Annotated in this window: 17 protein-coding genes and 2 pseudogenes; 9 read left to right on the plus strand and 10 right to left on the minus strand. The window is 69.1% G+C overall.

Features of this window, described 5'->3' with window-relative positions; translation table 11 throughout:
- Positions 1–30: 30 nt before the first annotated feature.
- Both EBN03_RS14105 and EBN03_RS35980 read left to right on the plus strand, forming a co-directional pair.
- Positions 31–5316: pseudogene (locus tag EBN03_RS14105) on the plus strand (type I polyketide synthase); the annotation flags it as partial.
- A 201-nt stretch (positions 5317–5517) separates the two neighbouring features.
- Positions 5518–6159, plus strand: a pseudogene (locus EBN03_RS35980) (thioesterase domain-containing protein); the annotation flags it as partial.
- 66 nt (positions 6160–6225) lie between these two features.
- Here the strand turns inward: EBN03_RS35980 and EBN03_RS14110 are convergent.
- The 5 genes from EBN03_RS14110 to EBN03_RS14130 all read right to left on the minus strand — a co-directional run bounded on the left by EBN03_RS14110 (position 6226) and on the right by EBN03_RS14130 (position 12008).
- Positions 6226–7086: a class I SAM-dependent methyltransferase gene (locus tag EBN03_RS14110; protein WP_122188483.1), complete on the minus strand. Its 861-nt coding sequence runs from the start codon at positions 7084–7086 to the stop codon at positions 6226–6228.
- Positions 7087–7176: 90 nt separating this feature from the next.
- Positions 7177–8391 carry a cytochrome P450 family protein gene (locus tag EBN03_RS14115; RefSeq protein WP_122188484.1) on the minus strand — a complete coding sequence of 405 codons (1215 nt, stop codon included), beginning with the start codon at positions 8389–8391 and terminating at the stop codon, positions 7177–7179.
- Positions 8392–8577: 186 nt separating this feature from the next.
- Complete coding sequence (locus tag EBN03_RS14120; RefSeq protein WP_122188485.1) at positions 8578–9861, minus strand: cytochrome P450; 1284 nt, start codon at positions 9859–9861, stop codon at positions 8578–8580.
- A 203-nt stretch (positions 9862–10064) separates the two neighbouring features.
- A complete protein-coding gene (locus tag EBN03_RS14125; protein ID WP_122188486.1) occupies positions 10065–10994 on the minus strand; it encodes an alpha/beta fold hydrolase in 930 nt (309 codons plus the stop codon).
- Positions 10995–11060: 66 nt separating this feature from the next.
- Positions 11061–12008: a helix-turn-helix transcriptional regulator gene (locus EBN03_RS14130; RefSeq protein WP_122188727.1), complete on the minus strand. Its 948-nt coding sequence runs from the start codon at positions 12006–12008 to the stop codon at positions 11061–11063.
- 61 nt (positions 12009–12069) lie between these two features.
- On the opposite strand from EBN03_RS14130, the gene EBN03_RS14135 reads away from it, so the two are divergent.
- Positions 12070–13215 (plus strand): epoxide hydrolase family protein, encoded by a 1146-nt coding sequence (locus EBN03_RS14135; protein ID WP_122188487.1) that lies wholly within the window; start codon positions 12070–12072, stop codon positions 13213–13215.
- Between the two features lie 41 nt (positions 13216–13256).
- Here EBN03_RS14135 and EBN03_RS14140 read toward each other — a convergent pair whose 3' ends face one another.
- Positions 13257–14108 carry an alpha/beta fold hydrolase gene (locus EBN03_RS14140; RefSeq protein WP_122188488.1) on the minus strand — a complete coding sequence of 284 codons (852 nt, stop codon included), beginning with the start codon at positions 14106–14108 and terminating at the stop codon, positions 13257–13259.
- A 303-nt stretch (positions 14109–14411) separates the two neighbouring features.
- On the opposite strand from EBN03_RS14140, the gene EBN03_RS14145 reads away from it, so the two are divergent.
- On the plus strand, positions 14412–15671 hold the full coding sequence (locus EBN03_RS14145; RefSeq protein WP_233608379.1) for a glycosyltransferase: 1260 nt from the start codon (positions 14412–14414) through the stop codon (positions 15669–15671).
- Positions 15672–15682: 11 nt separating this feature from the next.
- Here the strand turns inward: EBN03_RS14145 and EBN03_RS14150 are convergent, their stop codons facing one another.
- The 3 genes from EBN03_RS14150 to EBN03_RS14160 form a co-directional block, all read right to left on the minus strand.
- Entirely contained in the window at positions 15683–16390 is a 708-nt protein-coding gene (locus tag EBN03_RS14150) for an SDR family oxidoreductase (RefSeq protein WP_122188489.1), read from the minus strand.
- Between the two features lie 95 nt (positions 16391–16485).
- A complete protein-coding gene (locus EBN03_RS14155; RefSeq protein WP_122188490.1) occupies positions 16486–17082 on the minus strand; it encodes an NADPH-dependent FMN reductase in 597 nt (198 codons plus the stop codon).
- Between the two features lie 125 nt (positions 17083–17207).
- Complete coding sequence (locus tag EBN03_RS14160) at positions 17208–17567, minus strand: Rv2640c family ArsR-like transcriptional regulator (RefSeq protein ID WP_122188491.1); 360 nt, start codon at positions 17565–17567, stop codon at positions 17208–17210.
- A gap of 100 nt (positions 17568–17667) precedes the next feature.
- On the opposite strand from EBN03_RS14160, the gene EBN03_RS14165 reads away from it, so the two are divergent.
- The 5 genes from EBN03_RS14165 (at position 17668) to EBN03_RS14185 (ending at position 20710) form a co-directional block, all read left to right on the plus strand.
- A complete protein-coding gene (locus EBN03_RS14165) occupies positions 17668–18195 on the plus strand; it encodes an ArsI/CadI family heavy metal resistance metalloenzyme (RefSeq protein WP_122188492.1) in 528 nt (175 codons plus the stop codon).
- Between the two features lie 61 nt (positions 18196–18256).
- A complete protein-coding gene (locus EBN03_RS14170; RefSeq protein WP_122188493.1) occupies positions 18257–18634 on the plus strand; it encodes an ArsR/SmtB family transcription factor in 378 nt (125 codons plus the stop codon).
- The gene (locus tag EBN03_RS14175; protein ID WP_122188494.1) at positions 18631–19356 is read left to right on the plus strand and encodes an aquaporin; all 726 of its coding nucleotides are present in this window, start codon (positions 18631–18633) and stop codon (positions 19354–19356) included. Before EBN03_RS14170 ends, EBN03_RS14175 begins: the two co-directional genes overlap by 4 nt.
- A complete protein-coding gene (locus EBN03_RS14180) occupies positions 19353–19769 on the plus strand; it encodes an arsenate reductase ArsC (RefSeq protein ID WP_122188495.1) in 417 nt (138 codons plus the stop codon). Before EBN03_RS14175 ends, EBN03_RS14180 begins: the two co-directional genes overlap by 4 nt.
- Before the next feature lie 92 nt (positions 19770–19861).
- Positions 19862–20710: a helix-turn-helix domain-containing protein gene (locus EBN03_RS14185; protein WP_122188496.1), complete on the plus strand. Its 849-nt coding sequence runs from the start codon at positions 19862–19864 to the stop codon at positions 20708–20710.
- A 184-nt stretch (positions 20711–20894) separates the two neighbouring features.
- On the opposite strand, the gene EBN03_RS14190 is transcribed toward EBN03_RS14185, so the two are convergent.
- Positions 20895–21500 (minus strand): hypothetical protein, encoded by a 606-nt coding sequence (locus EBN03_RS14190; protein WP_147471581.1) that lies wholly within the window; start codon positions 21498–21500, stop codon positions 20895–20897.
- Between the last annotated feature and the right edge of the window lie 160 nt (positions 21501–21660).

Here is a 21660-nt window from a genome sequence, read left to right on the forward strand (position 1 = left end):
AACGCCGAAACGCCTGAAGGCACAGCAAAACTCGCCGCTGCGCTGCGGGCCTCACTGAAGGAAACCGATCGGTTGCGAGCGCGCAATCGTCAGCTCGACGCGGCCTTGCGTGAGCCGATCGCGATCGTGGGAATGGCCTGCCGATACCCCGGCGGCGTCGAGTCACCGGAAGACCTGTGGCGACTGGTCTCCGACGGCGTCGACGCCGTCACCGACCTCCCGACCAACCGCGGCTGGGACATCGAGCGCATCTACGACCCGACCGGCGAGCAGCCCAACCGTTCCCACACCCGTTCGGGCGGATTCCTGCACACCGCCGGCGATTTCGATCCCACCTTCTTCGGCATCAGCCCGAACGAAGCGGCCACCATGGATCCACAGCAGTTCCTGCTGCTCGAAACCTCCTGGGAGGCATTCGAACGCGCCGGAATCGACCCGGCGACCCTGCGCGGCAGCGCGACCGGCGTCTGGGTCGGCATGATGTACCACGACTATCCGGCCGCCGCGAACGCGGGATCGCTGGCCTCGGGCCGGGTCTCCTACACCTTCGGACTCCAGGGACCGTCGGTCACCGTCGACACGGCGTGTTCGTCCTCGCTGGTGGCCATCCATTCGGCGGCCGCCGCACTGCGCTCGGGCGAGTGCGAGCTGGCCCTGGCGGGCGGTGTGACCGTGATGGCGGGCCCGGATACGTTGGTGGAGTTCAGCCGGCAACGCGGACTGGCCGTCGACGGCCGATGTAAGTCGTTCTCCGACAGCGCCGACGGCGTCGGCTGGGCGGAAGGTGCCGGTGTGCTGGTGCTGGAACGCCTGTCCGACGCGCAACGCAACGGCCACCGGATTCTCGCCGTGGTGGCCGGTTCGGCGGTGAACTCCGACGGCGCCTCCAACGGGCTGACCGCGCCCAACGGCCCCGCGCAGCGGCGCGTCATCGAGCAGGCGCTGACCAATGCCGGCATCTCGGCCGCCGACGTCGACGTGGTCGAGGGGCACGGCACCGGAACGACTTTGGGTGACCCGATCGAAGCGCAGGCCTTGCTCGGCACCTACGGCCGTGATCGCGGGCCGGAACGGCCGCTGTGGCTCGGGTCGCTGAAGTCGAACATCGGACACGCACAGGCCGCCGCCGGCGTGGGCGGCGTGATCAAGATGGTGCTGGCGATGCGGCACGGAACACTGCCGCGCACGCTGCACGTGGACCGGCCGTCGACCAAGGTCGACTGGTCCGCGGGCGAAGTCCGGCTGTTGACCGAACCGGTGCCGTGGCCGCTGCTCGATCGCCCACGCCGCGCGGGCGTGTCGTCCTTCGGCATCAGCGGTACCAACGCACACGTCATCCTCGAACAGGCTCCCGCCGCGACGACCCCGGCCGAGCCCGCCGATGTGGCGGCCCCGGCCGAGCCCGCCGGGGCGGTCATGCCCTGGGTGCTGTCCGCCGCCGGTTCCGGTGCGCTCGGCGATCAGGCCGTCCGCTTGGGGTCGTATGTCCGCGAAAACGCCGTCGCGGCACACGATGTCGGATACTCCCTGGCCACCACCCGCGCCACACTCGGCCATCGAGCGGTGGTCCTCGGTGCCGATCGCGACGAACTGCTGTCGGGTACCGAGGCATTGGGTCGCGGATACTCCGTACCCGGTGTGGTGTCGGGTCGCGCGGTGTCGGGTTCGACGGGGTTCGTCTTCTCGGGTCAGGGTGCGCAGTGGGCCGGTATGGCCGAGCGGCTGCGTACGCACCCGGTTTTCGCGGCGACGTTCGACGAGGTCGTCACCGAGCTGAATCCGCTTCTCGACCAGCCGATTTCGCTCGGCGAGGCGCTGACCGCGAAGGGCCTGATCAACCAGACGGTCTTCGCGCAGGCAGGCCTGTTCGCCTTCGAGGTCGCACTGTATCGCCTGCTCGAGGCGTGGGGTCTGCGCCCCGACGTGGTGGCGGGCCACTCGATCGGCGAAGTCGCCGCCGCGCATATCGCCGGAGTGCTGTCGCTGTCGGACGCCTGCGCCTTGGTGGCCGCGCGCGGCCGGTTGATGCAGGCGCTCCCCGCGGGTGGAGCGATGCTCGCGGTGGGAGCGCCGGAATCCGCGGTGGCCCCGCTGCTGACCGCCGGGGTCTCGATTGCGGCGGTGAACAGCCCCACCTCGGTGGTGGTCTCCGGCATCGAGACCGAGGTCGACGCGCTGGCCGAGGTGTTCGCCGAGAAGTCCTGGCGGACAAGCCGTTTGCGGGTGTCGCACGCGTTCCATTCGGGACTGATGGAACCGATGTCGGCGGAGTTCGCCGCTGTGGTCGAGGGTTTGAGCTTCGCCCGGCCGACCGTTCCGCTGGTATCGACCGTGACCGGCGCCCGGGTAACCGATGAGATGTCGGACCCGGCGTACTGGGTGCGTCAGGTCCGCGCCACGGTGCGGTTCGCCGACGCGGTGAACACCATGGCGGACGCGGGTGTGGTGCGCTTCGCCGAGATCGGACCGGACGCGGTTCTCACGCCGATGGTGGCCGGCACCGTGGACGCCGAAGGCACCGTCGCGGTCGCGATGGCGCGCCGCGACGAGGCCACGACTGCCACGGTGACAACCGCGGTCGCGACGTTGTACGTGTCGGGTGCCCAGGTGGATTGGTCCGCGTTCCATCCCGGTGCGCAACCGATCGACCTGCCCACCTACGCGTTCCGACGCGAGCGGTTCTGGCTCGATGCGAAGCGGTATCTGTCGACGACGTGGCTGGGCGCCGAAGCCATCGGCGCCGATGCCGCGGGATTGGACCCGATCTCCCATCCCCTGCTGGGAGCGGTTGTCCCGCAGCCCGATTCGGACGGGGTGAGCTTCGTCGGCCGATGGTCGGTGGACTCGGTCGGATGGCTGGCCGAGCACAGCGTGCTCGGTACGGCACTGTTGCCGGGCGCCGGCTTCGTCGAATTGGCGACCCATGTGGGCGGATTGCTCGGTCACCCGAGAGTGGACGAGCTGATCCTGCACGCGCCGTTGACACTGCCCGCCCGCGACGGAGTCTCGGTACAGGTGGTGGTCGGCGCGGCGAACGATGCCGGTCGACGGCGCATCACAATTCACTCGCGCCAGCCGGATGCCGTGACATGGACGTTGCATGCGCAGGGCGACCTCACCGCCGACGACGGCCGGCCCGATTTCGATCTCGCCGCCTGGCCTCCGGCGGACGCCGAGGCGATCGACGTCGCCGACGCGTACACCGAGATGCTGGATGCCGGTTACGGATACGGCCCCTGTTTCCAGGGCATGCGGGCCATGTGGCGACGCGGCGAGCACGGCGCCGACGGCCACGAGCTGTTCGCCGAGGTGGCCCTGCCGGATCCGGCGGCCGCCGCGGGATACGGCCTCCACCCCGCACTGTTCGACGCGGCCATGCATGCCCTCATCGTGGATCGAATTCGCACCGGTGGCCTCGACGCGCCGGCGCTGCCGTTCAGCTGGCGTGGCGTCGCGCTGCACACGGCCGGATGCAGCGCCGCCCGGGTCCGAATCCGGGTGCACGACAACCGTTTCACGCTGTGGCTGGCCGACAGCACCGGCAGCCCGGTGTTGTCGGTCGACTCGCTGGACACCCGTCAGGTGTCCCCGGACAGACTGCGCGCCGACCGGGTGGCCGATGCCTTGTTCACGGTGGATTGGATCGCCGCGACGCCGGCCGCCACCGGTTCGGTAGCCCCCGCGCGTACCGCGGTGCTCGGCGCGCCGGGTGCGGCGGACGTACTCGGCTATCCGGACCTCACGACGCTGGTCGCGGAACTCGACGCAGCTGACGACGCTGTTGTCCCTGAGCTCGTTTTGCTCCATTGCGCGGATACCGACGACGCGTCGTCGCACGCCGCCCGCGAGGCGGTGCACGGCGTGCTGGCCACCGTTCAACAGTGGTTGAGCGACCCTCGATTCGCCGAGTCCCGTCTGGTGATTCTGACCAGCGCCGCGGTACGCACCAGCGAGTACGAGCAGGTACGCCCGGCGCAGGCGCCGGTCTGGGGTTTGGTGCGCGCGGCTCAGGCCGAACATCCGCACCGATTGCAACTGTTGGACCTCGATGGTTCGGCCGACCACGATCCGGTCGCCGTCGCCACTGCCGCCGCGGCCCTGGCGACCGAGCCCGAGGGCGCGCTGCGCGGTGCGAATCTCCTGGTGCCGCGGCTGGTTCCGCATCAGCTCACCGAGACGAGCCGCGAGCCGGTCGAGCCGTTGGACACCGGCACCGTACTGATCACCGGCGGCACCGGTGGGCTGGGTGCGCTGTTCGCACGGCACCTGGTCACCGAATACGGTGTGCGGCGGCTGGTGCTGACATCCCGGCGGGGGCCGCAAGCTCCCGGCGCCGACGCGCTGCGCGCCCAGTTGACCGAACTCGGTGCGCAGGTGACCGTCACGGCCTGCGACGTCTCCGATCGAGACGCGCTGAAAGCGCTGCTCGACCGGATCGGGTCCGAGCACCCGCTCACGGGTGTCGTGCATGCGGCGGGCGTCGCCGACAACGGCCTGATCGAATCGATGACGAGCCGTCGCATCGATGCCGTGTTCGCGCCCAAGGCCGACGCCGCGTGGCATCTGCACGAACTCACCAGTGACCAGCCGCTGGCGCTGTTCGTTCTGGTGTCCTCCGCCGGGGGGTTGGTACTGGCCGCCGGGCAGGCCAATTACGCGGCGGCCAACGTGTACCTCGATGCCCTCGCCACCTACCGCCGGGCGGCCGGGTGGACGGCCACGTCGATCGATTACGGCCTGTGGGAACGATCGAGTGGTCTGGGAACGGAACTGTCGGACGAAGATTTCGAACGGATGCGGCGACAGGGCTTTCCGGCGCTGTCCGAATCCGACGGACTGGCGCTGTTCGATGCCGCCGTGGCCTCCGGTGTCGCCCAGCTGGCCGCGTTGCCTGTCGACCGAGCCGTGCTCCGCGCGCGAGCCGACCACGCACCCGCCCTGGTCCGCGGGCTGGTACCGATATCGGCACAGCCCGAGCAGCCGTCAGCGCTGCTGGAGCTGGTCGGCCTGCCGTCCGATGAGCGGCTTCCTCGGCTTGTGGAGTTCGTGCGCAAGCAGGCGGCCGCGACGCTCGGCTATGCGGATGTCGATCTCATCGCGGTCGACAATGTGTTCGGCGAAATGGGATTCGACTCGATCACCGCGGTCGAATTCCGCAACGCCCTGCGCGACGCTACGGGCGTGCAGCTGCCGGGCACCCTCGTCTTCGACTATCCGACGCCGCAGATTCTCGCGAAACAACTGGACGAAAGGTTGGCCGAAGGCGAGGGCGCCCTCGCGACCGCTGTCCGCACGGCCGCCGAACGAGATCGTGAGGAGGGTGTTGCCGACGACTCGCTGTACGGAATGTTCCGCACCGCGGTGGGGAGGGAGCAGTTCTCGGTCGCTTTCCTGCTCCTGCACCTGACGGCACAGATGCGTGACCAGTTCACCGCCGACGACGAGCTGGACGTCGAGCCGGAGATCATCCGATTGACCGACGGCGCCGCCACGCCGCGCATCATCTGCATCGCCCCGCCGATGGCGGCGGGCGGTGTGCGCCAGTACGCCAGAGTGGCCAGCAAACTGCGGACAGCCCGTGACGTGGTCGGCCTCGCACCTATCGGGTCCCATGCGGGCCAGCCACTGCCTACCGACTATGCCGCGGCCACCAAGGCGTTGGTCCGGCCCATCCTCGACGCCGCCGAGGGTAAGCCGTTCATCCTGTTCGGGTACTCCTCCGGCGGGGTCCTGGCCTACAGCGTCGCCGAACAACTGGAAGCTCTCGGCGGTCCCGCGCCCGCGGGAGTGGTGCTGGTGGACAGCTACCGGGTAGCCGAGGGCGACGGAAGTGAGTGGATCCTCAAGCCGGTCGCCGAGAACATGGTGACCAACGAGGCGGCCTTCGATCGATTCGACCCCGCCAGGTTGACCGCTATGGGCCAGTACATTCAGGTCCTCCGCGGTATTTCCCCCGGGAAGATCACCGCGCCCACCCTGTTCCTCCAGTGCGCACAGCGGATTCCCGGCGTCCCCGAGGACTTCGATGCGTGGCAAGCCCAGCCGTGGGACGAGAGCCATCGCGTGGTCCAGGTGGATGCCAACCACTTCGCCATGCTGCACGACGGATCGGATCAGGTCGCCGCGGCGGTCGACGATTGGCTGGAAGGGCTGGAATGACGATTCGGCCGGGAGGGCGATTCGCCCTCCCGGCCGCAGATCCCGCGCCGGGCGCGAGCTATCCGATCATGCGCCGGTATACGTGAGCCGAACCGCCGCACACCACGGTATCCGCTTGGCGCCCATCGGCATCCGGGGGCCGACGGGCGCCACCGCGAGCGACCACAGGAGCGGGGGCAAGCGGCGGAATCGGGCCGCCGTACGGAACAATCCGACCACCCCGTCCGCGGTCCAACCCGCATCGGCGAAGAATCGCAGCGGTTCGAGCGGCCCGAATTTCCAGGGTGAATTCTCGAGTAGCTTCTTGTTGACTCGGTTGAACCGATCGACCACCGGCTTGTTGTTCACATCCATGATCCACCAGTTGATTTCGGGCCGCGCCAGTGCCGCGGCCAATCCCGAGACCTCGTCTTCGGACAGGTAGTACACCAGCCCTTCGGTCAGTACGAGTGCCTTCTTCGCGCCTTCGAGCGCCTGGTCCAGGAATTGGTCGCGCGCCTTCGGGTCCGCGAGATCCACTGCGGCGCGGGTGAGCACGCAGCGGGGGGTCTCGTTTTCCAGAAGAAGGTTCTTCTCGGCGATCAAATCCGGTAGGTCGGCTTCGATCCAGCGGAGATCGGCGCGCAGATCGAGTCGATACGGTCGCGCGTCCAATCCCGCTGCCATATTGATGACCAGATCGCAGCCTTCGGTGAGGGTTTCGATGATCAGATCGTCGATGACCCTGGTTCTGGTGACCAGGTTCCAGCCGGCCAGCGAGTTCCGTGGCTCATTCGCGACGATGGCCTTGCCGGTTTCGCCGGCGAGCCGCTCCGCGAGCGGGTCGTGAAAGAGCGCGTCGGTACGGGCGGATTCGATCGCGCGATACGCGGCCACCCAATGGGCGGTGTCCGAGACATTCGAAACGGGTCCAGCGGAATTAGCCATAGTTGCAGTCTCGCACAATAATTCGCCGTGGGCACAGCGAGACCTCGCGGCGAATCAGTGAATCGCATTGCGGGCGGAGCGATTGCCGCGTTACAGCAGGACGGGAACCGACCGATGGCCGTTGGAAACGAAGCTGCCCAGCGGCCGGAGTTCGGCGGGGTCCACCGCCAATCGCATATTCGGAAACCGCTCGAACAAGGCCGGCAGTGCGATCGCCGCCTCGAGCCGGGCCAATGGCGCACCGAGACAATGGTGCGCACCGTATCCGAAGGCGACGTGCTCCTTGTTTGCCCGGTGCACGTCGAAATCCCCAGCGGTGCCACCGTGAATCCTCGGGTCCCGACTCGCGGCCCCGTAGGAGGCGAGGATCGCCTCGCCCGCGGCGATCCGAACGCCGGCGATCTCGATATCGTCGACCGCGTATCGCAGAGGCAGATGCGTGATCGGCGGCTGGTATCGCAGCGCTTCCTCGATCACCTCCGACCATGGCGCCCGGCCGGCGAGTACTTCGGCGCGCTGTTCCGGGTTGGTCAGCAAGGCGACGATCGCCTGGTCGAGCAGATTGACCGTAGTCTCGTGACCGGCATTGATCACCAGAATCAAGGTGTCGATCAATTCTTTTTGCGTCAGCCGGTCGGAGTCCTCGTCGACAGCCGAGAGCAGCGCACTCGTCAGGTCGTCGCCGGGGTGGCCGCGGCGGTAGAAGATCAATTGCCCCATGAGTGAGACCATGGTGCGGACATTGGCCTGCGCCTGCGCCGGCGTGAAGGAAGTGTCGAAGAACCCGTCGACGCACGCGTGGATTTTGGCATCCAAATGCTTTGGTACGCCGAGCAATTCACCGATAACCTGGATCGGCACCGGGTACGCGTAGGTGGGCCGCAAGTCGACGACTTCACCCGCGGGAATGGCATCCAGCCGTTTCAGCAGTCCATCGACGATGGCTTCGATCCCCGGACGCATCAGGGTGGTACGACGATTTGTGAATGCCGGGGCCACGAGTTTGCGGAGGCGGCGGTGCTGGGGGCCGTAAGCGGTGAACATGTTCTCCGCTATGACCCACGGGTGCAATGGCCACCGGTGATCGATCTCCCCGTTCTTGTAGGCCGTCCAGTGCTGCCGTGGATCCTTGGACACTCGGGGATCGGCGAGCAGTTCTTTCAGCACCGCCGCATCGGTGACCGCCCAAGCCCGTACCCCACCGGGCAATCCCACCACCGAGACCGGCCCGCGCAGGCGTATCCGCTCGTTCTCGGCCTGAACATCGGCACCCGTGGGATCCAGCACAATTGCTTCAGTATTCAAGGACCAAACTCCCGAGCCGCGGGGCGAACCCCATACTGCCTCAATCTTGTTCCAGCGCAGGTCATACGAAACCGACCCGCCTTACCGACACCACCTCGCGCAGCGGAAGGCGCTGGGCGACAACTCGATTCCCACAGCGAACTTACCATCATCGGTTCGAGTCGCGGACATCGTGCGAACGCGGTGTCAGCGGGACTTCAGCCGAGCGGGCATGTGCGCATACCCGTGCAGAGTGGACAGCGGCCGGCGGGTCGGCTCGCCGTCGAGGCGGATATCCGGGAAGCGTTCGAAGAGGGCAGGCAATGCATGCAGGGCCTCCAGTCGCGCCAGGTACGCGCCGAGGCAACCGTGTATGCCGGTGCCGAAGGAGAGGTGATCCCCGGCGTTGGGGCGGGTGACGTCGAACCGGGTCGGGTCGGGGAATTTGACGGGATCGCGGTTGGCGCCGGCCAGGGAGACGAGGACCGACTTTCCCGGCTCGAGGGGAACGCCTCCGTCGAATTCCACCGGCTCCAGGACGCGACGGACGGTCATCTGGATCGGCGGGTCGAAGCGCAGCAGTTCCTCGATCGCAAGTGGCCAGCGCTCGGGCTCGAGGCGAAGGAGGTCGAGTTGACCGGCGTGGGACAACAGGAGCGGGACGGCATTACCGATCAGGTTCGTGGTGTTGATGAAACCCGCGCCCAGCAGCAGGCTGGCGCTGGACAGCAATTCGTCGTCGGTCTGGTCGCTCGTGGAGACCAGGAGGCTGAAGATATCGTCCCCGGGTTCGCGGCGCAGCTTCTCGATGTGAGCTGCGAGGTAGTCCTTCATCGCCGCGGTCGCGGCCATCGCGTGGCGGTGGGTCTGCCAGGAAACTCCGACATCCAGAAGCGGAGCGACCGCGTACCCCCAACGCTGGAACAGCGGGCGATCGGCCGCCGGGAAGCCCATCATCTCCGCGATGAGAGCGATCGGCACCTGCGCGGCGAAATCCGCGATCAGGTCCGCGGATCCGCGCGCAGCCATCGCGTCGAGCAGCTCCGCGATGACTTCGCGGACCTGATCGCCCAGGCGGGAGACGGCGCGGGGGGTGAACGCGGAGGCGACCGATTTGCGCAGGCGTCCGTGCTCCGGCGGGTCCTGCGCGAACATGGATGGCGCTTCGATCGGGTTGGGTGGCAACACAACTCGCTCGGCGTAGCGGCGCAACAGGAGGGGCACGGCCGGATCGATCGGCACGCGCACGCCGAATCGTCTGTCGCGCAGGATTTCCCGGCACAGCTCGTAGTCGAAGGCGGCATAACCGAACGGCGTGAGCTGCACCCCGCCGGCGCCGCGCAGCTGATCGATCAGCGAGTAAGGGTCGTCGTAGCCTTCATCCCCGCTGAGCAGTCGGGCGAACGGGTCACCCACGCCGCGCAGCGCGAGAAACCCCAGCCGCGGCAACCCGTGCTCCGCCGCCCACCGTATCGAGTACCCCGCGTTCATTGAACCCCTGTGTCGTAACGAAAACCGCAAGGGCCAACGCCTCGCCGATCCCAATATAGGCGGCCGGGGCCCACCTGCCATCGCTGAACGACATCGCGCTCGCTGCACGATCCTGGAGATCGTTCGAAGTGGGTCGCGGCCACGATCGAAGGCTGCCGGCGGGGTAGGACCGGCAGCCGGGTGGGCGAGTGCTCGCCCGGCCGTCAGGATCCGCTCGACTCCTCCGGGGCGTGCAGCCGGCCCGCACGCAACAGGGCCTGCCAGTGCTCCCGGTCGTACTCGGCCGGCTCGGTGTCGAGCAGGAACGCCTGGACGATCTTGGTGAACCGGTCCGGGTCGGCGTGGTGCGGGAAATGGCCCGCGCCCTCGAACACCTCGAGCTGGCTGCCCGGGAACAGCGCATGCGCGGTCTCGGCATGCCGATAGGGGATGATCGCGTCCTCGGTGCCCCACATGATCATCGCGGGCATCGAAGCGGCGAGGTAGCCGCGATCGAGCATGGTGATCGCCTGCCCGTACGGATCGGCAGCCGCGCGGATGGTGCGTAGGAATGCCCGGCGCGCAGTGGGATTCGCGAGCTTCCCGTACAGGCGCAGCACGTAGTCGAGGTCCTCGCCCAGACCCATGCCGCCGAGGCGGCGCAGCACCGGCGCCAGCAGGTGCACCGCCGCCCGGACCGGCGGACTGGTCAGCACCGAGATCGCCGGATCCGCGCCGGGCATGGTCGCCGCCCGGAACACCGGATGCACCCCGCGGCCCATCCCGGCGCTGGCCACCAGGATCAACCGCTCGCACCGGTCCGGGAACTGGTAGGCGAACTGCAGCGCCACACCCCCGCCGAGCGAATGTCCGACCAGGGTCACCCGGTCGATCCCCAGCACGGTGAGCAGGTCGCGCATCCCGCACGCGTACGCGGCGACCGCGTAGTCGGCCCGCGGTTTCGCGGACTCGCCGTGTCCGAGCAGATCCGGTGCGATGACCGTGTAGTGCTCGGCCAGTTCGTCGAACACCGGCTCCCAGGTCACCGAACTGTCCGCGATCCCGTGGATCAACAACAGCGGCGGCCCGGAACCGGCCATCCGGTAGGCCCGGCGGTAGCCGTGTACCCGGACGTAATGTAGATCCGCTCCCATCTCGTGAGTGTGGTCGCGCCGCGTTGCCGGGTGATCTACGGCGTGTTAGTAGCGTGTGACATGGGCTTATGTGGCGCGGGTGAACCGCGCCGCGAGGGTGCGGACGGCGTCGGCCAGTTCCGGCGGGGACTCGACCTCGAAGTCGACGTCGAGCGCGGCCACGGTCAATGCCACCAGCGGATAGGAGTCCGAACCCATTTCGAGGCGGCAGGTGTGCTCGTCGATCGGGGTGACGATGCCTTGCAGGCGGCCGGCGAGGTCCTCGGCGGGCAGGTGGACGCGCAGCACCGAACGGTAGGGCCACATGGCGAAACCCATGGTGCGGCGCAGGTAGGCGACGACGTCGCCGTCGGGGGAGGGGCGGTGGGTGAAGCGGCGGCCGTTGGGGGTGCGCGGCGATATCCGGTCGACCCGGAAGGTACGCCAGTCGGCCCGGTCGGTGTCCCAGCCGACGAGATACCACTTGTCGTGCCAGTGCACGATCCGGTGTGGTTCGACGCTGCGGCGGGACTCGGTGCCGGTGTGGCCCCGGTAGTCGAAGCGCAGGGTCTCGGCGGCCCGGACGGCCGCGGACACGGCGGTCAGCGTGCCGGGGTCGACGGCGGCCGCGCTTCGGGGCGGCACCGTCACCACAGCGCCGCGCAGCGCGTCGACCCGATGCCGGAGCCGCGCGGGTAGCACCTGTTCCACCTTGGTGAGGGCGCGCAGCGAGGTCTCCTCGAGGCCGGCGATGCCGCCGGTCGCGGTGGCCTGCAGGCCGACCGTGACCGCCACCGCCTCGTCGTCGTCGAGCAGCAGCGGCGGCAGTGCCGCGCCGGCGCCGAGCCGGTAACCGCCGACCGGTCCGCGCACGGCGTGCACCGGATACCCCAGTTCCCGCAGCCGGTCCACGTCGCGGCGCACGGTGCGGGTGGTGATGTCGAGGCGTTCGGCCAGTTCGGTTCCGGTCCAGTCCCGGTGCGTCTGCAACAGGGACAGCAGGCGCAGCAGGCGGGCGGAAGTGGTTTCGGGCACGGCACGATCATCGCGCACATATAGGACCGAAAGTGTCCTATACGCACGAGATGGTCAGGGCATGACTTCTTCGGCGATCACTCCGTTCCGCATCGACATCCCGCAGGCCGACCTCGACGACCTGAACGACCGGCTCGCCCGGACCCGGTGGCCCGACGCGCTGCCGGGAGTGGGCTGGTCCTACGGTGTCGATCGCGACTACCTGATCGAGCTGACCGAGTACTGGCGCACCGGCTACGACTGGCGCGAGCACGAGGCGCAACTGAACAAGATCCCGCAGTTCACCACCGAAATCGACGGCCAGAACGTGCATTTCATGCATGTGCGGTCACCCGAACCGGACGCGACCCCGCTGATCGTCACCCACGGCTGGCCCAGCACGCCAGCCGATTTCCTCGACATCCTCGGGCCGCTGACCGATCCGCGGGCGTACGGCGGGGATCCGCGCGACGCGTTCCACGTCGTCGCGCCGTCGATCCCGGGATTCGGGTTCTCCGGCCCGACCCGCGACACCGGCTGGGACGTGCCCCGGATCGCCCGGGCCTGGGCGGAACTCATGCGGCGGCTCGGCTACCACCGTTACGGCGCGCAGGGCGGCGACTACGGCAGCCTGATCTCGCCGGAGCTCGGCCGGGTCGCACCGGACCGGGTCATCGGCGTGCACGTGAACGCGCTCGCCGACGCCGCGACCGTGAGCGGCTCGGGCCGCGAACTCGGCGACCTGTCGGAGGACGACCAGCGCAAGGCGATCGCGAACCAGATGTGGTGGTTCGGCCACAACGGCTACGCCACCCAGATGGCCCTGCGCCCGCAGACCATCGCCTACGCCCTCAACGATTCCCCCACCGGGCAATTGGCGTGGAATCTGGAATGGTTCGTCGACTGGGACCCGACGGCCACCGACCGGGCGCCCGTCGACCGCGACCGCATCCTCACCGATGTGACCACCTACTGGCTGACTGGTACCGCGGGCTCGGCCGCCCGCCTCTACCGCGAGTCCGGCGCGTCCTGGGGTAGCAAGCCGGCGCCCTCGGGCGTGCCGACCGCGGTCGCGAACTTCCTGGGCGACCGGGCCGTGCGCGGCCTCGCCGAGGTGGCCAATACCGTTGTCCGCTGGACCGAATACCCGGTGGGCGGCCACTTCGCCTCCCTGCAGGCGCCCACCGAACTGGTCACCGACATCCGCGAGTTCTTCGGCGCGCTGTAGCGGGCGCGGGCCGGTGCCGGACCGGCCCGCACCCCCGTGGGTCAGCGCAAGTGCTTGCGCAGGAACGGGATCACCACAGCCGCGACCCGATCGGCGGAATCGGCGTGCGGGTAGTGGCCGGAGCCGTCGATGAGTTCGATGGTGGCCAGGCCGGGCTGCATGAGGGCCGCGATGGCTTCGGCTTCGGCGAGGGGGTCGGCCCAGTCGGGGTCCGCCGTGCCGAAGACCAGCAGGGCCGGGCACTTGACGCCGGGCAGGTGCTCGTGGGCGTCGGCGGGAGTCGACTTGGTGGTCTTCATGAATTCGGCCATGCGGCCGGGCTCGGTCAGCACCGCGGACAGGGCCGCCATCGCCTCGTCGTGGTCGGCGGGGCGCAGCGGATAGGCGATGTCCAGGTACTTGAACCATTCGCTGAGACTGCTGAACATGCCGGTCGTCGCCAGCCGGATCAGGCCGCGACGGTACCGCGAGTTCGTGAACAGGGCACCGAACGCGAGGCTCTGCTTCTTGGTGAACGGGTCGATCTCCACCACGGCGCTGATCAGGTCCGGTGCGGTCGCGGCGGCGACCGTCGCGGCGCCGCCGGAGAGCGAGTGACCGACGATCACCGCCGGTCCGCCGAGGTGCCGGACGACGGCGACCAGGTCGCCGCCGACGTCGGTGCGGCTGATCGCGGTGCTGCCGTCGTGCGAGGTCCAGTTCATGCTCGACTCGCCGTGCCCCCGGATGTCCACGGACGCAACCCGATACCCGGCTCGCGCCAGCAGTGGCGCCAGGTGCCGGAACGCGTTGCGGTGGTCGCCCATCCCGTGGGAGAGCACCACCAGCGGTCCCTCGCCCTGCACGTCGTAGGCGATCCGCCCGCCGTCGACATCCACGAATTCTGTTCGCATCGTTCATCCTTCCGAGTACCGCCCCTGGACCACGACGCTACGGTCGCGGTCGGCTCGGCGGTATCGGACGGATGACTGGTATCGGCGCGGAACGGTTGTACCGGATCGGACGGTCGGTGTCACGACTCCTGTCGGTGGTTGCGGTGGCCGGCGGTGACCGGGCCGGTGGTCGCGGCCGTGCGGTGACACCCCTACCGGGGTATCCGAACGGTTGCCGGGCGGCAGCGCGGAGTTCGATAGTCGATCGATGAATGCATTGCGCCACAACGATGTTCGTTCGCACGGTCCGGCCGGGGTGATCGGGTGAGCAGGCTCGTCATCGCGGCCATGGGCACCCGCGGCGATGTGGCGCCGCTGTTGGACGTGGGACTGCGGCTGCGCGAGGCGGGACACGAGGTGGTGGTGGCCGCGCACTGCCTGTTCCGGGGACTGGTCACCGAGTCCGGGCTCGAATTCCGGCTGATGGGAGCCGATGTCGAGGTCGACCTGTCCGACCCGTTCGCCGTCGACCTGGGCGAACATCCCGATCTGGTGCCGCCGGAAAAGCTCACGTGGCCGGTGGGGCAACGCTTTCTGGGCAACGGCCTGCTGGAGGCTCTGGTCGACGAGCCCATGGACGCCCTGCTGTTGAGCCCGATCACCGAGTACGCCGGTCTGCAGTTGGCGGAGGCGAAGGGGATCCCGGCCATCGGCCTGCGGCCGTTCCCGCTGTCGGCGACCCGGCAGCATCCGCCGGCACTGTTCGGCGACAACGACTTCGGGCGCCCGGGCAACCGGTTCGCGGCCGAATTCGGGACCTGGTTCTTCGACGCGCTCTATCGCGAGACCGTCGCCGGCTTCCGGCGGGACCTGGGCCTGCCGAAGGTGTCCGCCCGCGAACTGCGCCGCCGCCGTACGGCCGCGGAATGGCCGGTGCTGCACGGGTATTCGCCGAGCGTGTCGCCGCGCCCGGCGGACTGGCGGCCCGGGCTCGAGGTCACCGGGTACTGGTGGCCGCCGCAGCCCGACGACTGGGAGCCACCGGCCGACCTGGTGGACTTCCTCGCGGCCGGACCGCCGCCGGTGTTCGTCGGATTCGGCAGCACCACCGAGGGCCGGGGGCGGCAGGACGAACTCTCGGCGATCGTGAACGAGACGCTGCGCCGGTTCGGCGGCCGGGCGCTGGTGCAGGCGGGCTGGCTGCAACTCGACGTCGCCGGTGACGACGTCCTGACCCTCGGCAGCGTGCCCTACGACTGGCTCTTCCCGCGGCTCGCCGCCGCCGTCCACCACGCCGGCGCCGGTACGACATCCGCGAGCCTGCGCGCGGGCCTGCCGTTCGCGGCGGTTCCCGGCCAAGCGGACCAGGGTTTCTGGGCGCGCCGCATGCGCGCGCTCGGGGTGAGCCCGGCGACGATCCCGCTGCGGAAGCTCTCGGCGGACGGCCTGCTCGGTGCGTTGCGGACCCTGACCACGGAGAACTCCTACCGCGCCAACGCCGCTCGGCTGGCGGCCCGGATCGCCACCGAGGACGGCGCCGGCGTGGCGGTGAAGGCGATCGAGGACCGGCTCGGCGCCCGGTGAAACCGGCTCCGCTACACGAACCGGTGACCGCCGTCGACGTGCAGCACGCTGCCTGTCATGAACGTGTTGCGCATGCAGGCCAGGAACGCGTCCGCGATGTCGTCGGGCCGGCCGACGCGGCGGACCGGCAGGCGCGCGGCGAGTTCGGCGAACGCGGCCTCCTTGTCCATGGGGAGCCCGTCCCAGATCGGGGTGTCCACCCAGCCGGGGGAGACCACGTTCACCCGCACCGGCGCCAGTTCGATCGCGAGCCCCCGCGCGAGGCCGTCCAGTGCCGAATTCGCCGCGGCGACAATGGTGTTCGACCCGTTGGGCCGGTAGGAGTTGAACCCCGAGGTGAATGTGATCGACCCGGTCACCGTCCCGGCGCCGTACTTGCCGATCAGCCAGGCGCCCAGGACCTTCGCCGCCAGCATCCCGCGCGCCGTCTCGCTGGGCACGGTGGTGACCGGGCCGTAGACGCCGGTCGCGTCGGCGGCGGTCACCGCGACGTGTTCGATCGGGCCGTGCTCGAACAGCGCGGCGATATCGGATTCGCGGGTGATGTCGGCCTGCCGGACGGTCACGGTTCCGGGTCCGGTCGCGAGCAGGCGGCGCGCGGCGTCGAGCCGGTCCGCCGAACGCCCGGCCAGGGTGACGTGCTGTCCGTCGGCCACGAGCAGCTGCGCGAGGGCGAGGCCCATGCCGGAGGAGCCGCCGATGATGAGTGTGTCGGTCATGCACTCAGCGTCGGCTTTTCGCGGGTGTGCAGGAAGGCCGCGTTGTTCCTGGGTGCGACACGGCCACCCTGCCTCGGCACCGCCGGACGGTGAAATCAGGCCGCGGACACCGACATCCGGTGGTTGATCAGCGCCGTGCCCCACCAGTGCAGCTCGTCGAGCACCGCGGCCGCCGCGTCCGCCGGGCCCTCGGGTTCCCGCAGCCGGCCGTTCTCGTCGAACAGCAGGTAGTAGCGCGGGAAGGTGACGTAACTGCGCACCGTGTGGGCGTCGAGTTCGTTGAACACCTGCCGCAGGTGCTCGATGGCGAGCAGCCCGCCGCTGGCGCCGCTGTAGCCCACGAACCCGATCGCCTTGTGCCGCCACTCCCGCAGGTGCCAGTCGATCGCGGTCTTGATCGAGGCGGGGTAGCTGCGGTTGATGTCCGGGGTCACGATCACCATCGCGTCGGCCGCCTCGAGCCGGCGGGTCAGCTCGGCGGTTCCCTCCGGGCGGGCCGGATCCGGTTCCATCATCAGCGGCACCGCCGGAAGTTCATGCGGCAGCGGATAATCCGCCAGGTCGATCAGATCGACCTCGAACCGCTCGTCGCCCCGGGCGATCTCGCTGAACCAGTTCGCGACCACCGGCCCGAACCGGCCCTCCCGCACACTCGCGACGACCACGGCCAGACGGATACCAGTACTCGACATCGGACTCTCCTTCGCGCTCCCGGCGGCTCGGTGCCGCCGTGCACGAACGACTTTCGCGAATTCGGCGCAGCGCAGGGAGCCCGCCGTAAGGGTGGTAGTACGAGGGACACCCTCGAGCCGGTTCGTCAGCGGCAGCAGTTGGGGTCCAGGACCACGCACAGCGCGGCCAGGGCGTCGCGGCGGGCGCGGTGGTAGGTGTTCATGCCGCGGCGTTCGGACTCGATCAGGCCGGCGGTCCGCAACTGGGTGAGGTGGTGGCTGACGGTCGATTCACCGAGTCCGACGGCGGCGGCCAGGTCGCCGCCGTTCTCCTCGCCGGCGGGGCTGGTCAGCAGAAGGGACAGCAGGCGGACGCGGGCGGGGTCGGCGATCGCTTTGAGGCGCAGCGCCACGTGCAACGCGGTGTCCTCGTCGATCGGCGCCGCCGCGACCGGGGTGCAGCAGACGGGGGCGGACATGTCGATCACGGGCAGCGCCTTGGGCATGGCATCGATGCTACCGAATGTGTTGACATATGTCGAAAAGGTGCGGCAGACTCGGGGCTGTCAGTTCTTCGATATATGTCAAACAAATGGAGGTACGGTCATGTCCCGCGTCCAGCTGGCACTCAATGTCGACAACATCGACCGGGCGGTGCGGTTCTACTCGACCCTGTTCCGCGCCGAACCGGCCAAGCGCAAGCCCGGCTATGCCAACTTCGCCATCACCGAACCGCCGTTGAAGCTGGTGTTGATCGAGAATCCCGGCCACGGCGGCAGTCTCAACCACCTCGGCGTCGAGGTCGAGTCGAGTGAGCAGGTGCACGCCGAGATCGCCCGGCTTTCGGAGGCGGGAATGTTCACCGAGGAACAGATCGCGACCACCTGTTGCTTCGCCACCCAGGACAAGGTGTGGGTCAGCGCACCCGACGCCGAACGCTGGGAGGTCTACACCGTGCTCGCCGACAGCGACACGTTCGGCACCGTGGTCACCGCATCCGGCCGGCTGCCGTCCGACGAGGAGGCGATCGGGGTGTGCTGCGGCACCGCGCAGGAGGCCGCGGCCGAGGGGGCGTGCTGCGGCAGCGCGGCCAAGGAGACCGCGGTGGCATCCGGGGGGTCCTGCTGCGGCTGACCGCGCGCGGTTCACCGGGTGTTCGTTTGCTCCCTGATTCGACATCGGTCAATATCGATGCGTGTCGAATCGAGAGCTGCCCTTGACGGAGGTGACCTCGCCCGCGTGCGAGGTCACGCCGCTGGCTCGGGAACCGCTGACCCCGCGAGCCGCCACCGATCTGGCGGCAGTGTTCAAGGCGCTGTCGGATCCGGTGCGACTGCGACTGTTGTCGGTGGTGGCCAGTCATGCCGGGCAGGAGGCCTGCGTATGTGACGTGTCGGCCGGATTCGATGTGTCGCAGCCGACCATCTCCCACCACTTGAAGGTGCTGCGGGAGGCCGGTCTGCTGTCGAGCGAGCGGCGCGGGTCGTGGGTGTACTACCGGGTCGAACCGGGTGCGCTGCGGCAGTTGTCGGCGCTGCTGGACATCACGCTGCCTGAGGCGGCCGGTCGGTGACGCGCAAGCTGCTCGCCGAGTTCCTCGGGACCGCGCTGCTGGTGTGCGTGGTGGTCGGGTCCGGGATCATGGCGCAGCAGCTGTCGCCGGGCGAGGTCGGGCTGCAACTGCTGGAGAACTCGACCGCCACCGTGTTCGGGCTGGGCGTGCTGATCCTGGTCCTGGGGCCGGTGTCGGGTGCGCATTTCAATCCTGTTGTGTCCGTGGCGGATTGGTGGGCCGGACGGTGTCAGCGATCCGGGTTGACCGGTGCCGAACTACCCGGCTATCTCGCTGCGCAGATAGGTGGCGGTGTGGCCGGGGCGGTGCTCGCGAACGTCATGTTCGACCTGCCCGCCTGGCAGATCTCGACCCACCACCGGGTCACCGGCGGGCATCTGGTCGGCGAAATCGTCGCCACCGCGGGGCTGATCGCCGTCATCTTCGCCCTCGCCCGCACCGGTCGCGCCGCCCGGTCGGCGGCGGCGGCGGTCGCCGCCTACATCGGTGCCGCCTACTGGTTCACCAGTTCCACCTCGTTCGCCAACCCCGCCGTGACGATCGGCCGCATCTTCTCCGACACCTTCGCCGGCATCGCCCCGGCCTCGGTGCCCGGCTACATCGCGGCCCAAATCGTCGGCGCCGCACTCGGACTCGCCGTCGTCGGCGTGCTCTACCCGGCCCCGACCCCGGCCGAGAACATCTCCCACCCGGACCACCCGAAAGACTCCGCCCACCGATGACATCTGCCAAGCCCAGCGTGCTGTTCGTCTGCGTCCACAACGCCGGCCGCTCCCAGATGGCCGCCGCCTACCTGACCCACCTCGCCGGCGACGCCGTCGAAGTCCGTTCCGCGGGGTCCGCACCGGCCGACCGGGTGAATCCGACCGCGGTGCGGGCGATGAGCGAGGTCGGCATCGACCTGTCCGCCGAGCATCCGAAGATCCTCACCGTCGACGCGGTGCAAACCTCCGACGTCGTCATCACCATGGGCTGCGGCGACGCCTGCCCGTACGTGCCGGGCAAGCAGTACCTGGACTGGAAACTCGACGACCCGGCCGGCCGGGGCATCGAAGCGGTCCGGCCGATCCGGGACGAGATCGAACAGCGTGTGCGCGGCCTGCTCGCCGACCTCGGCGTACCCGCCCGCGCCTGACTTCGGCGGCGAGGCCGCACATCCGGTCGGCCCGTGAGGGTGGTAGCGACAGGGAATACCCTCCGCCCGCTGTGTCCGGTTACCGTCGACCCATGGGTGACAACGAGCTCGGTCTGTTCCTGCGGGTGACGCGTGAGGCGGTGACGCCGGCGGATGTCGGGCTGCCCGCCGGGACGCGGCGGCGCACACCGGGGCTGCGCCGTGCCGAACTCGCCACCCTGGCTGGGGTGAGTGTCGAGTATCTGATCCGGTTGGAGCAGGGCCGGGATCGGAATCCGTCGCCGGCGGTGGTGGGTGCGCTCGCGGACGCGTTGCGGATGACTCCGAGTCAGCGGGTGCACCTGTATCGCCTGGCCAAGAGTGCCGATCCGAGCTTCAACTGTCTCGGCGGCTGGCAGCCGAATCGGGTTGTGCGGCCGGCGGTGTCGCAGATCCTGCAGGGGATGGAACCGACCGCCGCCGCCGTGTTCAACCGGCTCGGGGAGGCACTCGCCTGCACCGACGGGTATCGCCGGCTGACCGAGCCGACCGGTCAGCTCGACGGTGGGTTGCCGGCCAACTACACCCGATGGTTGTTCGCCGATCCGCGCGCCCGCGCCACCTACCCGGACTGGGAACGCAAGGCGGACAAGGCCGTTGCCACGGTGAAATGCGGCCCGTTCCGCTCGGACCCGCTGGTCTCCGCTCTGGTGGACGAGCTGATCGTCGTCGGTGGCGTGGAGTTCACCCGGCGGCTGGAGAGCGTGCCGGGCCTGCCCGACTCGAACGGTGTTGTGCGCATGGAACATCCGGACGCCGGAGCACTACGCCTGGCCTACGAGCGCCTGGACCTGTCCGCCGACGACGACCAGTACATCCTCGTCCTGCTGCCGGCCGACGACGCGACCGCGGCCGCCCTGGACCGACTGGCCGGTCGACAACCGCTCCGCGCGGTGCGCTGAGGACCGGTTTGCGCTGGGGCAGTACATGATCACCGCGCCAGTCGGTACAGCGTCGGTTGTCATGCTCGCAATCGTGCTATGGGCCCGGGAAATGTCCCTCGCCATGGCGAAATGCATACCGAATGCCACTCAAATGGGAGAGATGGTGGCAATCCGGGGACATTTGCCGCTCCGGTGGTGTGTGTCAGCCGCGACGCGGGTTGTCCGGGTCGTCCCCGAACAGGTCGATGCGTTGCGCGCGGAGAGTGCGTAGGCGGTCGGCGGTCTTCGGGTCGGGCTCGATGACACCCAGGTCGACTCGTAGCGCGTGGCGAAGCAGCCATGCCGCCTCCGAGCCCGGGCCGGCGAACCACGCATCCAGCTCGGGTTCGGGAATGCGGGCGTTGCGCCAGGCCCCGTAGCCGAGACCCAGGCACAGGTTGACCTCGCCGGCGACCTCCAATGCATGCTCGGACATGATCATCTGGGCGGCGGCGTACAGGTCGTGGAATGCCTTGCGGGCGAGCTCCACTCGTTCGACGTCCGGTTCGTCGGTGAAGCCCGCCAGCTGATCGCGAATGGCGGTGCGGTAGGCGCGGGTCGCCGAGTTCAGATCGGCGTAGGTGGAGCGCATGGTGTCCGCGGCGGCCCGGCGAGCTGCGTCGCGGCGCTCGTCGTCGTGCTCGAGCCGCTGGTTCTCGCCCTCGATCCGCTTTCCGCGCAGTACGGCGAACTGGGTCACGACCGCCGCGCCGAGCGTGCCGGTGACGCTGACGGTGGCAACCCCGATTGCGGCCAAATCCACACTCACACAATTGATTATGGTGTGAATCCACCGGGAAGCGGTGTGACGAAGGGGACTCGGTGGCTGCGTGCCCGGACGCAGCACCGGCGTGCACGGTCAGCGGGGAGGCATTTCGGGGCGGGGGAGCCGTGGGGTCGGATGCCTGGAACTGGGTGGTGGGGTTCGG

The sequence above is a fragment of the Nocardia stercoris genome (assembly GCF_003696265.1).
In the GTDB taxonomy this organism is placed as follows: domain Bacteria; phylum Actinomycetota; class Actinomycetes; order Mycobacteriales; family Mycobacteriaceae; genus Nocardia; species Nocardia stercoris.

Coding starts and splice junctions, on each gene's coding strand:
- EBN03_RS14110 (WP_122188483.1), bottom strand. CDS start 7,086: ATGGCTAATTCCGCTGGACCCGTTTCGAATGTCTCGGACACCGCCCAT.
- EBN03_RS14120 (WP_122188485.1), bottom strand. CDS start 9,861: ATGAACGCGGGGTACTCGATACGGTGGGCGGCGGAGCACGGGTTGCCG.
- EBN03_RS14125 (WP_122188486.1), bottom strand. CDS start 10,994: ATGGGAGCGGATCTACATTACGTCCGGGTACACGGCTACCGCCGGGCC.
- EBN03_RS14135 (WP_122188487.1), top strand. CDS start 12,070: ATGACTTCTTCGGCGATCACTCCGTTCCGCATCGACATCCCGCAGGCC.
- EBN03_RS14140 (WP_122188488.1), bottom strand. CDS start 14,108: ATGCGAACAGAATTCGTGGATGTCGACGGCGGGCGGATCGCCTACGAC.
- EBN03_RS14150 (WP_122188489.1), bottom strand. CDS start 16,390: ATGACCGACACACTCATCATCGGCGGCTCCTCCGGCATGGGCCTCGCC.
- EBN03_RS14155 (WP_122188490.1), bottom strand. CDS start 17,082: ATGTCGAGTACTGGTATCCGTCTGGCCGTGGTCGTCGCGAGTGTGCGG.
- EBN03_RS14160 (WP_122188491.1), bottom strand. CDS start 17,567: ATGCCCAAGGCGCTGCCCGTGATCGACATGTCCGCCCCCGTCTGCTGC.
- EBN03_RS14165 (WP_122188492.1), top strand. CDS start 17,668: ATGTCCCGCGTCCAGCTGGCACTCAATGTCGACAACATCGACCGGGCG.
- EBN03_RS14180 (WP_122188495.1), top strand. CDS start 19,353: ATGACATCTGCCAAGCCCAGCGTGCTGTTCGTCTGCGTCCACAACGCC.
- EBN03_RS14185 (WP_122188496.1), top strand. CDS start 19,862: ATGGGTGACAACGAGCTCGGTCTGTTCCTGCGGGTGACGCGTGAGGCG.